At 56.2% G+C, this 15920-nt stretch carries 14 protein-coding genes; all 14 read right to left on the bottom strand.

Features of this window, described 5'->3' with window-relative positions:
* Positions 1 to 113: 113 nt before the first annotated feature.
* Positions 114 to 929: a Cof-type HAD-IIB family hydrolase gene (locus H8709_RS02170; protein WP_262396725.1), complete on the bottom strand. Its 816-nt coding sequence runs from the start codon at positions 927 to 929 to the stop codon at positions 114 to 116.
* Positions 930 to 959: 30 nt separating this feature from the next.
* Complete coding sequence (locus tag H8709_RS02175; protein ID WP_262396726.1) at positions 960 to 1877, bottom strand: RluA family pseudouridine synthase; 918 nt, start codon at positions 1875 to 1877, stop codon at positions 960 to 962.
* The gene (gene lspA / locus H8709_RS02180) at positions 1874 to 2368 is read right to left on the bottom strand and encodes a signal peptidase II (protein WP_262396727.1); all 495 of its coding nucleotides are present in this window, start codon (positions 2366 to 2368) and stop codon (positions 1874 to 1876) included. The genes H8709_RS02175 and lspA overlap by 4 nt, the downstream gene beginning before the upstream one ends.
* Before the next feature lie 76 nt (positions 2369 to 2444).
* A complete protein-coding gene (ileS, locus tag H8709_RS02185; protein WP_262396728.1) occupies positions 2445 to 5234 on the bottom strand; it encodes an isoleucine--tRNA ligase in 2790 nt (929 codons plus the stop codon).
* Positions 5235 to 5274: 40 nt separating this feature from the next.
* Complete coding sequence (locus tag H8709_RS02190; protein ID WP_262396729.1) at positions 5275 to 6051, bottom strand: DivIVA domain-containing protein; 777 nt, start codon at positions 6049 to 6051, stop codon at positions 5275 to 5277.
* 17 nt (positions 6052 to 6068) lie between these two features.
* Positions 6069 to 6830: a YlmH family RNA-binding protein gene (locus H8709_RS02195; protein ID WP_262396730.1), complete on the bottom strand. Its 762-nt coding sequence runs from the start codon at positions 6828 to 6830 to the stop codon at positions 6069 to 6071.
* Between the two features lie 22 nt (positions 6831 to 6852).
* Positions 6853 to 7293: a cell division protein SepF gene (locus tag H8709_RS02200; RefSeq protein ID WP_262396731.1), complete on the bottom strand. Its 441-nt coding sequence runs from the start codon at positions 7291 to 7293 to the stop codon at positions 6853 to 6855.
* Positions 7294 to 7305: 12 nt separating this feature from the next.
* On the bottom strand, positions 7306 to 8031 hold the full coding sequence (locus H8709_RS02205) for a YggS family pyridoxal phosphate-dependent enzyme (RefSeq protein WP_262396732.1): 726 nt from the start codon (positions 8029 to 8031) through the stop codon (positions 7306 to 7308).
* Positions 8009 to 9235: an HlyD family efflux transporter periplasmic adaptor subunit gene (locus tag H8709_RS02210; RefSeq protein WP_262396733.1), complete on the bottom strand. Its 1227-nt coding sequence runs from the start codon at positions 9233 to 9235 to the stop codon at positions 8009 to 8011. Before H8709_RS02210 ends, H8709_RS02205 begins: the two co-directional genes overlap by 23 nt.
* 15 nt (positions 9236 to 9250) lie before the next feature.
* Complete coding sequence (hfq, locus tag H8709_RS02215) at positions 9251 to 9502, bottom strand: RNA chaperone Hfq (RefSeq protein WP_262396734.1); 252 nt, start codon at positions 9500 to 9502, stop codon at positions 9251 to 9253.
* Positions 9503 to 9714: 212 nt separating this feature from the next.
* Entirely contained in the window at positions 9715 to 10659 is a 945-nt protein-coding gene (gene miaA / locus H8709_RS02220; RefSeq protein ID WP_262396735.1) for a tRNA (adenosine(37)-N6)-dimethylallyltransferase MiaA, read from the bottom strand.
* A gap of 115 nt (positions 10660 to 10774) precedes the next feature.
* Positions 10775 to 12769: a DNA mismatch repair endonuclease MutL gene (mutL, locus tag H8709_RS02225; protein ID WP_262396736.1), complete on the bottom strand. Its 1995-nt coding sequence runs from the start codon at positions 12767 to 12769 to the stop codon at positions 10775 to 10777.
* A 60-nt stretch (positions 12770 to 12829) separates the two neighbouring features.
* Positions 12830 to 15439 carry a DNA mismatch repair protein MutS gene (gene mutS, locus H8709_RS02230; protein WP_262396737.1) on the bottom strand — a complete coding sequence of 870 codons (2610 nt, stop codon included), beginning with the start codon at positions 15437 to 15439 and terminating at the stop codon, positions 12830 to 12832.
* A 47-nt stretch (positions 15440 to 15486) separates the two neighbouring features.
* Positions 15487 to 15885: a YlbF family regulator gene (locus tag H8709_RS02235; RefSeq protein ID WP_262396738.1), complete on the bottom strand. Its 399-nt coding sequence runs from the start codon at positions 15883 to 15885 to the stop codon at positions 15487 to 15489.
* Positions 15886 to 15920: the final 35 nt, after the last annotated feature.

Genomic DNA, 15920 nt, shown 5'->3' on the forward strand with positions numbered 1-15920 from the left:
ACGTACTCCGTTCCGCCGCTTCCGGCATTTGATCGTCCTAGGAAAAACCGGGCGCTCCCAGCTTTTCTCAGGACGTGTGAGTATATGCAAAAGCGCTCCTTCATCGGGGCCCTTTATGCTTCGTAGTGATCCTCCAAATAGGAGATGAGCTCCGCCACCGCGCCGTCAAGGCAGTTGCAGAATTGCATTTCGCAGATCTCCTTGATTTGCGGTTTGGAGTCGGCGGGACAAACGGGATGTCCCACACACTGGAGCATCTCCACGTCGTTGTCGTAGTCGCCAATGGCGTAGACGTTTTCCATCGGGATGCCGTAAAGATCCGCTAGCTTAGGCATAGCGGTTCCCTTGGTGACGCCGGAGGGAAGCATCTCCATATAGAATGGCCCGGTTTGAACAAAATAGACCCCCTCCACCTGCATATGGAAGGCGTGCTCCATGATTTTGGGCATCACTTCCCCTTCGGAGCCGAACATGACCTTGAAAGTGTGGGGCGACATGGGAGAGATGCTCTCCAGAGGATGGTAGGTGAGGAACTCATTGGACAGGTGCTGCTTGGTGACGCTGTTAAGCCGTGGGACGTAGATGTCCCGGTCAATATAAATTTCGATGCCCGTGTTGGGGAACAGGTCATACAGCTCCTGGATATACTGGGCCGCATGGATCGGGAGGAAGCTGGTTTCGCTGATGCTGCCCGTCTTGTAGTCGTAGATGCCGCCGCCGTTAAAGACGATGGAAGAGCCGATGGGCGGCAGTTGGTCCACGTAATACTGGGCGGACACGATGGCCCGGCCGGTGGCGATGGCGAAGTTTCCGCCCTTGTGTGTAAAGCGCTCAATGGCCTCGATGTTCTGCTTGGGGATGCCGGCCTTGGCCGTCATCAGGGTCCCGTCCATGTCGGTGACGAGAAGGATGTCGGAGAGTTTGGTCATGAAATGCCTTCCTTTCCCAAATGGTTAATCTCACACAGATACGCTGTGAACAAAGCTGACAAATGAATCGGGCGGCGGAGCCGTAAATTCCAGATACTCCCCCGTCCGGGGATGGACAAAGCCCAGCGTCTGGGCGTGGAGGCACTGCCCTCCCAAGCTTCGGATGACCTTCTTGGGCCCGTAGACCGGGTCCCCCGCTACCGGATGGCCCAGATAAGCCATATGAACCCGGATTTGATGGGTCCGGCCGGTTTCCAGCCGGACTTTGAGCTGGGTGAAGCCCCGCAGGCGCTCCACCACTTCGAAGTGGGTCACCGCTTCCCTGCTGTTTTTCTCAGTGACGCACATCTTCTTGCGGTCGGTGGGGTGCCGGCCGATGGGCGCGTTCACTGTGCCCGATTCCTCCTTGATATTGCCGTAGACCACCGCCGCGTAGATGCGGGTAAAGGAGTGATCCTTGATCTGCTGGGCGAGGGATAGGTGGGCAAAGTCGTTTTTGGCCACCATGAGCAGGCCGCTGGTGTCCTTGTCGATGCGGTGGACGATACCGGGGCGCAGAACCCCGCCAATGCCGGAAAGGGAGTCCTTGCAGTGGTAGAGCAGGGCGTTAACCAATGTCCCATCCGGATTTCCCGCCGCCGGGTGGACCACCATGCCCTTGGGCTTATTGACCACGAGCAGATCGTCATCCTCATAGACGATGTCCAGCGGTATATCCTGCGCCTCCACATCCAGGGAAGCCGGCGGCGGAATGAGCACTTCCACCCAGTCCCCCGTCTGGACCTTGGCATTTTTAGCGGCTGGTTTTCCAGAGAGGAACACATGGCCCTCCTCCATCAGCCGCTGTACGCCCGACCGGGACTGGCCCTCCAGGACGTCCGCCAAATACTTGTCCAGCCGGACGTTCCCCTCCGTTTCCACCGTGAGGCTCACCTTTTCACCGCTCATGCGGCTGCCTCTGGCTTGGACTTCTTTTTGCCGTCAAAGAAGAGAATATAAACCACAATGGCGATCATGCCCAGCACCACACAGCAGTCGGCGAAATTGAAGACGGGAAACTCGATGAAGGAAAAGTTGAGATAGTCGACCACAAAATGCCGCCCCACCGCGTCCACCCGGAAGATGCGGTCGATGAGGTTGCCAAGTCCTCCCGCGATGACCACACTGATGGACCAGATGAGGAAGGTGGATTTGACCTTTTTCATGAGAAGCGCCACGATGGCCGCCACGATGGCGAGGCCCGTGACCCCCACCAGCAGCCAGGTCTTCCCGGCGAAGAGGCCCCAGGCGGCGCCGTTATTCTGCACATAGACAAGCTCCATCACGCCGGGAATCATCGTGACGGTTCCCGCCCCCTGGAGGGCCATGACCGCCCACCATTTGATGAGCTGATCAATTGCCACCAGTCCCACGGCGGACAACAAAGCGATTGTAACCATCCGCTGTACCATCCTTTTTTATAATGTTAGACAGAAAAAATTTGCGGTGCATCGTCTAGGACGCACCGCAAATGAATTATTCTTTGATGATTGCGGCGCAGCGGCTGCACAAGGTGGGATGCTCCCCGTCCTTGCCGACCGTATCGCTATAGGTCCAGCAGCGTTCACACTTTTCGCCGCCGGCTTTGGAGACGGTGACCTTCAGGCCCTCCACATCCCCGGCGAAATCGCCCTCTGCGGCGTTTTTCACTTCCACAGCGGAAACAATGAGAGCTGTCGTCAGTTCGCTCTGAACGCCCTGTAAGAAGTCGTAGAGCTCGCCCTCACAGCCGAGGGTCACCTTGGCTTCCAGGGACTTACCGATGACCTTCTCCTTCCGGGCCAGTTCCAGCGCCTTGTTGACGTCCTCGCGGATGGCCTGGATGCGGTCCCATTTGGCCATGAAAGCGGCATCCTCTTTGAGCCCGGAGGTGGACGGCATATCGTTAAACATGACGCACTCGGCGTCGTCGCTCTCCAGATGGGGCAGGTACTGCCAGATCTCATCGGCGGTGAAGGCAAGAATCGGCGCCAGCATCCGTGTCAAGGCACTGAGAATCCGATAGATGGCGCTCTGTGCCGCCCGGCGGGACAAGGAATCCGGCTTCTCCACATAGAGGCGGTCCTTGAGAATATCCAGATAGAAGTTCGACATATCGATGACGCAGAAGTTGCGCACCGCGTGATAGATCATATGGAATTCAAAGTGATCGTAGGCGTCTCTGACTTTGTTAATCAGGGCGTCCAGCTTCATCAGCGCCCAGCGGTCCAGCTCGAAGAGCTGATCGTCGGACACCATGTCCTTGTTGGGATCGAAGTCGTAGAGGTTGCCCAGGATGTAGCGGGCGGTATTTCTGATTTTGCGGTAGACTTCGGAGAGCTGCTTGAGGATGTCGGGAGACACCCGGATGTCGGCGTGATAATCGGAGGAAGCGACCCACAGACGGAGCACGTCAGCGCCGTACTGCTTGATGATGTCCTCGGGCACAATGCCGTTTCCAAGGGACTTGGACATCTTTTTGCCCTCGCCGTCCACCACCCAGCCGTGGGTGCACACCGCCTTATAGGGCGCTTGTCCCAGGGCCGCCACGGAAGTCAGCAGCGACGACTGGAACCAGCCGCGGTACTGGTCGGCGCCTTCCAGATACAGGTCGGCGGGCCAGCGCAGCTCGTCTCTCTCCTTGAGCACGGCCGCGTGGGTGCAGCCGGAATCGAACCACACGTCCATGATGTCGTTTTCTTTGGTAAAGTGGGTGCCGCCACAGTGGGGGCATACAAAGCCCTCGGGCAGGATTTCTTCCGCCTCATGGGTGTACCAGGCGTCGGAACCCTCCTTGCGGAAGAGGTCGGACACCGCTTGGATGCTGTCGTCCGTGACCACGAACTTACCGCAGTCCTTGCAGTAGAAGATGGGAATGGGCACACCCCAGGTTCTCTGACGGGAGATGCACCAGTCGCTACGGTCTCTCACCATGCCGGTGATGCGGTCCTCGCCCCAAGCGGGGATCCATTCCACGCCCTGGATGGCCTTGTAGACATCCTCCTTAAAGCCGTCAATGGAACAGAACCACTGTTCGGTGGCACGGAAGATGACCGGCTTTTTGCAGCGCCAGCAATGGGGGTACTGATGGATGATCTTTTCGATGGCGAAGAGGCTCCCCGTCTCGTCCAGATGCTTGGCGATGGCCTTGTTGGCCTCGTCGGTGGTCAGTCCCGCGAACTCCCCGGCAAGCTCGGTCAGCTTACCGCGGTCGTCCACCGGCACCACAATGGGAATCTCCGGGTAGTGGTTGACGCACACCTCGAAGTCCTCGATGCCGTGTCCAGGCGCGGTGTGGACGCAGCCGGTACCGCTTTCCAGCGTGACATGGTCGCCCAAAATGACCACGGAATCCCGGTCGATAAAGGGGTGCTGACACAGCACATATTCGAGTTCACGGCCCTCGATGGAGCCGACAATTTCATAGGTTTCAATGTTGGCCGCCTTCATGGTGGAGTCGACCAGCTCTCTGGCGATGATGTAGTATTCCTCGCCTGCCTTGACCGCACAGTATTCAAAGTCAGGACCCAGACAGATGGCCACGTTACCCGGCAGCGTCCAGGTAGTGGTGGTCCAGATCACGAAATAGGTCTTGTCCAGATCGACGCCCAGAGACGCCATCTTCCCCTTGTCGTCCTTCACCTTAAACTTGACATAGATGGAGTGGCAGGGGTCCTCCGCGTACTCGATCTCCGCTTCCGCCAGCGCGGTGACGCACTCGGGGCACCAGTAGACCGGTTTGAGGCCCTTATAGATATAGCCCTTCTTGGCCATCTCGCCGAAAATCTCGATTTGTCTGGCCTCGAACTCAGGTTTGAGTGTCAAATAGGGGTCGTCAAAATCGCCCCAGACGCCCAAACGCTGGAACTGCTCCTTCTGATTGTCCACAAAGGACAGCGCGAACTCACGACAGTGTTTACGCAAATCCACGGCGGATTTGATATTTTTGACGCCAATGCTCTTCATGGCTTTGAGCTCAATGGGAAGTCCGTGGGTATCCCAGCCCGGCACATAGGGGGACTGGTAGCCAGACATATTTTTATAGCGGACAATGAAGTCCTTGAGCACCTTGTTGAGCGCCGTGCCCAGATGGATGTCGCCGTTGGCATAAGGAGGTCCATCGTGGAGAACATAGAGGGGCTTGCCCTCGTTTTTCTCGATCAGCTTTTCATAGAGCTTGTTCTCTTCCCAGGCTTTGCGCATGCCGGGCTCCCGCTGAGGCAGGGCCGCCCGCATCTGAAAGTCGGTCTTGGGAAGATTGAGTGTTTGGTTATAGTCCTGAGGCATTGGGTCTTCTCTCCTTGTATTTTAGGTATCGAATGGTACCTTATTTGTCTGAATCCCTGGTCAGATCAAAACCGGCGCCGAATTTGAGCGGTCCGAATTTTGATTCGCCCTTGCCGGGCTGCTGACTCAACTCCTGGATTCCCTGCGCGAGGTCGGCGTGATAGTCGGGTTTGAAGGTGGAGCCGGTCTTTTTGATGATGAACTCATCCTCTTCCGCCTCTTCTTCCATGGCGGGAACCGTTTCCATCACAGGCTCTGCCTGCGGCGCCTGCTCCTTATCCTCCGGGACGGCGGATTTGTCCGCTTCCGGGGCCTCCGTCTCGGTCTGGGGCTCGCCCAAATTGATCGCGACCTCCGGCTTTTCATCATCAAAATCCGGCAGCGCGGTAATGAGCTCCAAGTGCGCTTTATAAAGGGAGAGCAGCTTCTCCTTGAAATTCTTGACCTCCGTCTGCATCAGATGCAGGGAGTACTGCTCTTTTTCCGTCTTGTGCTGCGCGGCCTCCACAATGCGCTCGGCCTTGATCTGGGCGTCCCGCATGATGAGCTCCGCTTTGTTTTTGGACTCCTTGACAATGCTGTCGCCCAGCTTCTGGGCGCCGATGAGCGCCGCGCGCAGGCTGTCCTCGTCGCTGCGGTATTCTTCCACCTTGTCGGCCAAGACCTCGATCTTTGCCTCCAGCTCGTTTTTCTCCGCCTGCAACGCCGCCATAGCGGAAGCGGCTTCCTGCATAAAAATATCCACATCCTCCGGCCGGTAACCAGAGAATTTTACTTTCTCAAAGGTCTTGTTGGCAATTTCATTCGGAGTAAGCATTCCCGTCCTCCCCCTTGTCAAATAAATTTTTTGATACGGATAAAGGTTCTGCCCTTGCGGGTTGTCCCACCGATGCTGTCAATCTGATAGCGTCCATATCCGCGAAGGGAGAGCTGATCGCCCGCCTCCACGGTTCGGTCCTTGTCTTCGCAGGGGAGAAAATTGAGGTTCACGAGCCCCCCAGTAATGAGTCCCACCGCTTTTTCGCGGCTGAGATTGAGGGAAAGCGCTACGACACAGTCAAGCCGCATAGAGCTGACCGTGCCCTCCTTTTCCTCAAACTGGTGCAGTTCCGGCAAGGGCAGCGAAAAGCCGTCCTCCAGCTTGACGCCCTCCCGGCCCACTTTGCTCAGCTCATTTTTCGCGAGCTTAACCGCCGGCTCCTTGAGGAAGATCACACACCGCCCCGGTTCCACCAGGATGTCCCCCACGCTCTCCCGGGTGATGCTCAGATGCATCAGCGCTCCCAGCACGTCCCGGTGGGAGACGGACGCCTCCCGGCGAAAGTTGAGAGTCAGCGGATGGATGGGGTATTCCCCCTCCTCCGGCTCGCTGTAAGGCGGAAAAAAGCCCGCCATCACCCGCTCGCTGTCCGGATATCCGCCAAAGAAATGGAGGGTCACGTCGGACATGGCGGGAAGGGTGCGGAGCACCGCCTGCTGGTGCAGGTCGAGAAAGCCCAAAAACTTGGGGGTATAGTGATCTGCGGCAAACATGAAACAATCTTCGGCCCGGGACAAAAGCAATTTGTCCTCGGGCGAAGATAGTGTCGTTTTCATCGATAATCTCCAGTTCTACGCGTTAAAAGAATACGCCGTTGCTTTCCAGCTCATCCAAAAGCTCGCCCTTGATGTCCACATTGTAGGGCGTGATGATGTAGGTGCTGTTGGCAACACGCTGGAGGTGTCCATTGTTGGCATAGGCCACGCCGCTCAAAAAGTCGAGCAGTCTTCTGGCCACGTCACGGTTGGTGGACTCAAGATTGAGGACCACGGTGTGCTTGGAGTTGAGATGATCGGCCACAGAGCTGGCGTCGTCAAAGCGCTCGGGCTTGACCAGCACGACCTGCAGCTGGGTGGTTGCGTGGATATTGACTACCTTGTTGCGCTGTTTGCCGATGGCTTCCTCTGCGGGAGCCTCCACCTCGTCGTCAAATTTGGAAGAGATAATGTCCATGTCGTCATCCTCGTAGTTTTCGTCGGGTATGCCCATAAAATTCTTGAACTTGTCCATCATTCCCATGACAGTTCCCCCTTAATAGTTTCTTCTGCCGAATATTGCAGTGCCAAGCCTCACCATATTGGACCCATGGCGGATCGCGGGCAGATAATCGCCTGACATTCCCATAGATAATAAATCCATAGAAACATTATCTATTTTTTTTGTGCTAATGTCAAGAAATAGGTTGTACATTCTGTCAAAATAGTCTTCCAAATCTGAAATTTTATCACAAATTGGAGGAATTGCCATCAAACCGGACACCTGAATGTGGGAAAAGCCCGCCGCTTGCTCCACAAAATCCACAACCGCGTCGGGGTCGAGTCCCGATTTGCTCTCTTCCCTGCCAATATTTACCTCACAAAGGATTTTCATCTTTTTGCCGGCCTTCGCCGACTCCTTGTCGATTTCGCTGAGAAGTTTGACGCTATCCACCGACTGGATACAGTCCACCTTGTCCACGATGAATTTGACCTTGTTGCTTTGCAAATGCCCGATCATATGGACCGAACAGCCGTCTAAGCGGTAATCGTCCCGCTTGGAGAGATACTCCTGGACCCGGTTTTCACCCAGCACCCGGACGCCGCAGCCGATGGCGGTGTTGACATAGATGGGGTCCACCGTCTTGGTCACGGCCATCAGAGTGATGTCCTCCGGTTTGCGCCCGCATCGGACAGCCTCTCCGGCAATCTCCTCCCGGATGCGGGCGACGCGCTCCTGGATCTGCCGCTGCCTTTCATCATTTGAGAAGTTTTCCGTCATACAAATCCGTCCCTTCCACAATGATTTCATCAAAGAGTTGTAACGAGCCGTCCTCGTCCAGCGTATCCACGGCACTGAGGATAAATCCCTTACCCACATAGATGGGATCAATTTTTTTAAAGATGACCCGGTCTCCCAGCCGCACAAACACGCCCCGGACGTCGTCCTGGATGCGGATGGCCTTGTCCGGCACCCGAAGACCGGTATAGGTTTCAAACTGAATCTGGGCCTCGGCGGTGCGAAGCTGCGCCAGGTCCGAGGACATCCGGTTGCAGCGGATGATGACGATGTTGTTTTTAGAGGTGTCGTCGCTGATGATCTTCATAATTTTGCCCGGCATTACCTCGCCGTCTGTCCCGGCAAAGGTGAGCTTCACCAAAGAGCCCTCCACAAACTTAGTAGTCTCGTCTGGGGACACTTGGGCGGCGTAAAACCAGTTGAATTCACTGATAATCTTGCCGACGGAACCGCTTTTCCCCTCCACCGTCTGACTGATGAAGGACTCATATTCTTTGACGGTCATTTTGTCCATCGCTTCAAAATTGAGGGAGTCCTCCAACCCGTCCACCGAGCCGACGAAGATGCCCGCCAACGGCGACGTGATGGTCTGCTCGGCGCCTGCCGCCACCCTCTCCTCCAGCTGGGCCTTCTCATTGCTCAGCTGTTCAATGGTAGCGGTGTAGTCGGCAGAACTGCCGGTTGACACCTGTTTTTTATTGATAAGGGACACCAAGTTCTTCTTGGCTTCATCAATCTCCCCCACCTGGCCGGTAGAGGCTTGATCGATGTAGTGGCCCAGCTGGTCGGCGATCTGCCGGGTGATGGAATCGGAGTTGGCGTAATAGCCGGTCCCCGCGTTCTGGGCTTCCTCCAACACACCGATCTGATAGTCGAGTTCCTCAATGCGCACCTTGTCCGCCGCGTACTGCTCGGACGGATATATTTCGGCGATGACGCTGCCCTGGGACACCTTGGTACCGTCGGCGTTAACGTAGCTGACGACGCCGCTTTGCTGCTGCCCTTCAATGACCGCCTCATCCCGGATAATGATACCCTGAGAGGTCACGCTATCGGCGACGGTGAAGTTAAAGGCCGTCTCGGTGCGGCAGGGCGCATAAAAATAGCGCACCGCCTGATAACCGGCATAGACAATCAAAAACAGCGAAAAAACAAAGATGAGTACTTTTCCGGTTCGATTATTCATCAGAAGACTCCAATGTTAATGAATTTCCTGGTCTTCCCGCTCGCTCTGGTCCAGAATGCTGATGGCCCGGGAAGGCGTGATGGTAGAAATCGCGTGTTTATAGACGAGATTCTGTTTGCCTTCGGTGTCGAGAATGACCGTGAAACTGTCAAAGCCTTTGACAACGCCCTTAAACTGGAAGCCATTGGTCAGATAAATGGTCACTGTTATCTTTTCTTTGCGTGCCTGATTGAGAAAAACGTCCTGCAAATTCATGTTCTTGTTCATCGTAACCACCATTTCTCCAGCGACTGCCTGTCAGGACAAAAGAATCGCCCCGCCGCTGGATGGGGCCGCGGCTTCTTTTGCCATGTTTCGTGCTTGTCCCATATCCCGCGCCCCCTCCCCCCAAGGAAAGGCGGCCACAAGACACAGAAGTACATTTTTATGCTATCACAAGATTATGTCAGATCTATAGTAGAGATCTTAAAACTATCTTATCACAAGATGCCACTTTTTTCCAATATTTTTTGCGCTGACAAAAAAACTTCGTCATATCCGTGCAAAAGATCGGGATAGATCCACTGGATTCTGGGGTCTCTCCGAAACCAAGTCAGCTGCCGTTTGGCATAGCGGCGGGTTTCCCGTTTGAGGTTTTCCACCGCCTCCTCCAAGGGGATTTCGCCGTTGAGGTATCCGATCAGTTCCTTATAACCGATGGCCTGTCGGGCAGTGCGGACCGCATCACGGGAGAGAATGTCCCGCGCCTCCTCCAAAAGCCCCGCTTCCAGCATCTGGTCCACCCGCAGGTTGACCCGGTCGTAGAGCTTTTGCCGGTCGTCATAGGCGATGCCGATCATGCACAGCGCATAGGGGCTCTCCCGGCCTTTCGCCTTACGCTGAAGCTCCGACATAGGAACACCGGTGGTGTGGTATACCTCAATGGCGCGGATGACCCGGTAAAGGTTATTGGGATGGAGCTTTTCACAGAGCGCCGGGTCGATTTCTTTGAGACGGGAAAAGAGGGCCTCGTTGCCGTTTTCTTGGGCGTAAAGGCAAAGTTCTTTACGGAGCGGTTCGTTGGTTTTGATTTGATCAAAGTCCACATTGTCGATGAGGGAATGGATGTAAAGACCGGTCCCCCCCACCAGCATGGGGAGTTTTCCCCGTCCAGCGATGTGGGCAATAGCCTCTTTGGCCCGGCGGCAGTACTGGGCGACGCTGAATTCTTCATCCAGGTCCAGAAAGTCAAAGAGATGGTGGGGCACGCCCCCCATTTCCTCCGGCGTGGGTTTGGCCGTAGCAATCTGCATCTCCTTATAAATCTGCATGGAGTCGGCACAGACGATTTCGCCGCCACGGCAGCGGGCCAAATCGATGGATAGCCGGGTCTTTCCCGAGGCCGTGGGTCCGGTGACGACCAAAAGCGGCGTCTTTTCTTCCATCGATTTTCCCTCCCTTTACCTCGGTTGTGGACCACTCGGGTTTCGCTGATTATTTTGGGCGGCCCGGCCCATTCTCTTTTTGGTCAGATCAAAACAGACGAGCCCGGAAGAAAGGCTACTGCCTTCCAAAGCGCTTTTCCAAATCCTTTTCGCTCACGCGCACCGAAACAGGCCGTCCATGGGGACAGAATTTGGCATCTTCGTCCTGGTCTAACAGGGTAACAAGCTCTCTGAGTTCCAGCTCATCCCGCTGGTCATGGGCCTTCATGGCCGCCTTGCAGGCGATGGAATGATAGAGCTCATCCATAACGGCGGGGGTCAGGTCCTTCTTGTTTTGCAAGATGGAAGAGGCGATTTCGCAGACACAGCTTTCAATCTCCCCCGCGTCGAGGAGCATGGGGGCGCTGCGAATGAGCACCGTCTGATCCCCGAAGTCCTCCGCGTCGAAGCCGAAGGCGGCAAAGGTGTCGATGTGGCCGCAAACCGCTTCATGCTCCTGCCGGCTGAGCGTCACCATCACGGGGGAAAGCAAAAACTGCCGGTCCATCTCGGTGAGTCCTGCTTTAAGCCGGTTATAGAGCAGCCGCTCGTGGGCCGCGTGCTTGTCGATAAAGACCACGTCGCCGCCCCGCTCCAAAATGACATAGGTGTGAAACACTTCCCCTACCAGCCGCCAGCCCGGCTTTTCCTCCAGCAGGGCAGCTGTCGGGGAAGCGTCCTTCTCCGCATCCGATGGCCCTGCCCCATCGCCTGGCGCTTCTTCCGCAGCGGAAGCCGCAGCAGATACCCAAGCAGCCTTGGGAAGGGGCTGGCGCAAGGACGGTTCCTCCTTGCCTTCCTTTTCGGGCCGAACCGAATAGGTCACCGCCGTCATATCCCGGATGGGACGGGCGGGCTCGACGGCAGAGTTGGGTTGTGAGAGGACGCGGGGTCTCATCGGTTCTTCTTCCCCCGCGGGCGTGGCCAATGGAGCCCGAGCGGGAGAAATGGTCTTCTCTTCACCCCGCACATGCGCAAGCGCGCTCAGACGGAGCTGATCCTTTTCCCCGTCCCCTAAGCTCACGCCTTTGATGGCGGACACCGCCTTGCCGCTCCCCGCCAGATGCATTTCCGGTTGGGCGCCCGATTTCATGATGGCGGACTTGACCCCGTAATAGACCAGGTCAAAGATTCTCTTTTCGTTTTCAAAGCGCACCTCGATCTTGGCCGGGTGCACGTTGACATCCACGGTGTCCTCGGGGATGGCGATATGCAGCACACAGGCCGGAAACTTCCCGGTCATGATGCTGTGCTTATATCCTTCTTCCAGTGCCACCATGCAAGTCCGGGACTTGACAAAGCGTTTGTTGACAAAGAAGTTCTGCATGGTGCGGTTAGCTCTCGCCGCGAAGGGCTTGGAGATGTACCCCATCAGCCGCAGTCCGCCACTTTCGTAGCTAACGGGAATCAGATCGTCGGCAAACTTTTTGCCCAAGACCGAATAGATGGCGGATTTGAGGCTGTTGTCGCCCGGCGTGTAAAGCCGCTCCTGGTTGTCCCGCAGAAACCGGACCGACACGTCCGGCCGGGACAGGGCCGCCTTTTCCACCACATTGGCCACGGCGTTGCCCTCGGAGACGTCCTTTTTGAGGAACTTCATTCGCGCCGGGGTGTTAAAAAATAGGTCCCGGACAATGATGGTGGTCCCCTTGGGGCAGCCCGCGTCGTCGAAGCTCTCGATCTCCCCGCCGTTTAGTACAATCCGGGTGCCAAGCTCCTCCTCCTGGGTGCGGGTAAGCATCTCCACATGGGAGACCGCCGCAATGGAGGCCAGCGCCTCGCCCCGAAATCCCAGGGTGCCGATGCGTTCCAGGTCGTTTTCATTTTGAATTTTGCTGGTGGCGTGGCGCAAAAATGCGTTTTTGACGTCGCTCCGGGCGATGCCGCAGCCATCGTCGGTGATGCGCAGATAGGAGATGCCCCCGTTTTGGATCTCCACCGTAATGGAGGACGCGCCGGCGTCGATGGCGTTTTCCATCAGTTCCTTGACAGCGGAGGCGGGACGTTCCACCACCTCTCCCGCCGCGATGAGTTCCGCGACGTGTTTGTCCAGCACGTGAATAACCGGCATACGGGCACCTCCCTTTTGTTAGAGTATCGGTCAGGCCGTCCGAAATGACGGACCGCCCATTTATTGCACTAAGTTTTTCAGTTCATACAGCTTATTGAGGGCCTCGATGGGGGTGATGGTGTTAAGATCCACCGTTTTGATCGCCTCCGCCAGCTGGTCGTTGGCCGACTGGGCGAAGGAAACCTGCATGTTTTCCTCCTGCTTGACTGCCTTGCGGTTGCGTTTGGGTTCCGACGGCGTCTTCCCCGTCTCCAAGGCCCGGAGCACCTCGTGGGCCCGTTTGATCACCGGGTCGGGGATGCCCGCCAGCTTGGATACCTCGATGCCGTAGCTGTCGTCGGCGCCGCCCCGGACAATCCGCCGCAGGAAGATGATGTCGTCCCCCCGCTTCTTGGCGGCGATGTTGTAGTTTTTTACTCCGCCGATGGCGTCCTCCAGCTCGGTCAGCTCGTGGTAGTGGGTGGCAAAGAGGGTCTTGGCCCCCAGCTTCTTTTTGTCGGCGATATATTCGATGACCGCCCGGGCGATGCTCATGCCGTCGTAGGTCGAGGTGCCCCGGCCGATTTCATCGAGGATGAGCAGACTGTTGTCGGTGGCGTTTTTGAGAATGTAGGCCACCTCGCTCATCTCCACCATGAAGGTGGACTGGCCCGCCGACAGGTCGTCCGACGCCCCCACCCGGGTAAAGATGCCGTCCACAATGCCGATGTCCGCGCTCTGGGCCGGGACAAAGCTGCCCATTTGGGCCATGAGGGCGATGAGGGCCACCTGGCGCATATAGGTGGATTTTCCGGCCATATTGGGGCCGGTAATGATAGCGATGCGGTTTTCATTCTTGTCGAGAATCACGTCGTTGGGGACAAAGGGACCGCTGCCCAAGGCCTCCACCACCGGATGGCGGCCGTCCCTAATTTCAATGCGGCCGTCCAGGTTGATGTTGGGACGGACATAGTGGTTTTTGACGGCCACCTGTCCAAGGGAGCAGAAGACGTCCAATTTCGCCACCGCCGCCGCCGTGGCCTGGATGCGGTGGAGCGCCGACGCCACCGTCATGCGGATGCTCTCGAAGAGGTCGGTTTCCAGCGCGATAATCTTGTCCTTGGACCCCAGAATCAGCTCTTCCAGCTCCTTGAGCTCTTGGGTGATATATCGCTCGCAGTTGGTGAGGGTCTGTCTGCGTATGTATGCTTCGGGCACCTGGCTTAAGAAGGATTTGGTCACTTCGATGTAATAGCCGAATACCCGGTTAAATCCGATTTTTAAATTTTTGATGCCGGTTTTCTCCCGCTCGGTGGCCTCGATGTTGGCCAGATACTTCTTGGAGTTTTGGACCACGTCCCGCAGGGCGTCCAGTTCCTCGCTGTAGCCGTCCCGGATGACGCCGCCCTCCTTGAGGTTGACCGGCGGGTCGTCGATGATGGACGCCTCAATGAGCGCCGCGATGTCACTGAGCGGGTCGATGCTCTCCCGCACCTGTTCCAGGTAGGTGGCGTGAAATGGGGCGAGGAGTTCCTTGATTTTCGGCAGTTTTTCCGCTGTAAAGGCAAGAGCCTTTAATTCCCTTCCGTTGACGCTGCCGTAGACGATGCGCGTCATGAGCCTCTCCATGTCGAAGACGCCCCCCAAAAGCTCCATCAGGTCCTGTCGGGCCACGTTATTCTGGGTCAGCTCGTCCACCGCGCCCAGGCGTTTGGTGATGATGGTGGGGTTGACCACCGGCTGTTCGATGTAGCTTTTGATGAGCCGTTTGCCCATGGCCGTCTTTGTTTTGTCCAATACCCACAGCAGGGTTCCCCGCTTGTCCCCGGAGCGCAGCGTCTGGGTCAGTTCCAGATTCCGCCGGGCCACCAGGTCCAGATTCATGAACTGGGCCTCGTTATAGAGGTTGATGGTCATGAGCCGCTCCACGCCGTTTTTCTGCGTGTCGTAGAGATAGGCGATGAGACCGCCCAAACTCTTAAGGGCGGCGGGCTGGTCGATGAGCCCCAGCTTTTCCAAATCGGTGCCGGCAAACTGGTGCCGCACCCGGTCGATGCAAGCTTCACTTTCAAAATAGCCGTCGTCCAGCACGTCGAAGAGGCAGTTTAGTTTCTCTTTAAAAAACTGCATCACCTGTCTGCGTCCCGACAAAGCGGAATTGGCCACCACCTCACTGGGAGAAAAGCGGCCCGCTTCGTTCATGATTTTATACTCCACCTCTTCCATGCCAAGCTCGGTGACATAGACTTCGCCGGTGGAAATGTCGGCAAAGCTCAGCCCACAAGCATGTTCATCCAGGTAGGAGCAGCAGATAAAGTTGTTAGTGGATTCATCCAGCATACTGTTTTCAATGATGGTGCCGGGGGTGACGACGCGGATGACTTCCCGCTTGACCACGCCCTTGGCCGTGGCCGGGTTCTCCATCTGTTCACAGATCGCGACCTTATAGCCCTTTTTGACCAGCCTTGCGATATATGCCTCGCAGCTATGATAAGGGATACCGCACATGGGAGCCCGTTCCTCCTGGCCGCAGTCCCGGCCGGTGAGGGTCAGCTCCAGTTCTTTGGACGCCGTGATGGCGTCGTCATAGAACATCTCATAGAAGTCCCCAAGGCGGAAAAACAGAAGCTGATCTTCATGTTCGCTCTTAATTTTAAAATATTGCTTCATCATGGGTGAAAGTTCGGCCACTGTCGTTTCCTCCTTGAATCCTTCTGTCAATTTCTATGAATATAAAGCTAGTGGCAGCCGGAGCAGCTCGAGCAGCTTCCCGAGCAGGAGCTCAGTTCCGTGTCGGGGTCCTGGCCGTTGACGCTGAGCATCAGGATCTGGCTGACCTGGTTCATCATGGTGTCGATGGCCTGTTTGGCCTCGTTAAACGCGATCATCTGCTCGTTGCCGATGATGGACTGATAGAGCTCTTTGATCTCCCGGTCCAAGGAGGTCAGCTTGTCTTGGTCCTTGTCCTCTTTTCCCAGCTCCTGGTTGAGGTCCATCTTTTTCAGATTAAACTCAGAAATCTGCTTTTGTAAAACCTCGTCATTGTCGATGACGTCCTTGGCCTTCATCAGTGCCAGATAGTTTTCGTCCTGCTGGATGGCCTTGCCCATCTCTCTTGCCATTTTAATAATATCCATGATTTTTTCCTCCTGTATTTTGATCGTCAAATTTT

Origin of the sequence: Zongyangia hominis (genome assembly GCF_014385095.1) — a bacterium.
GTDB lineage: Bacteria > Bacillota > Clostridia > Oscillospirales > Ruminococcaceae > Zongyangia > Zongyangia hominis.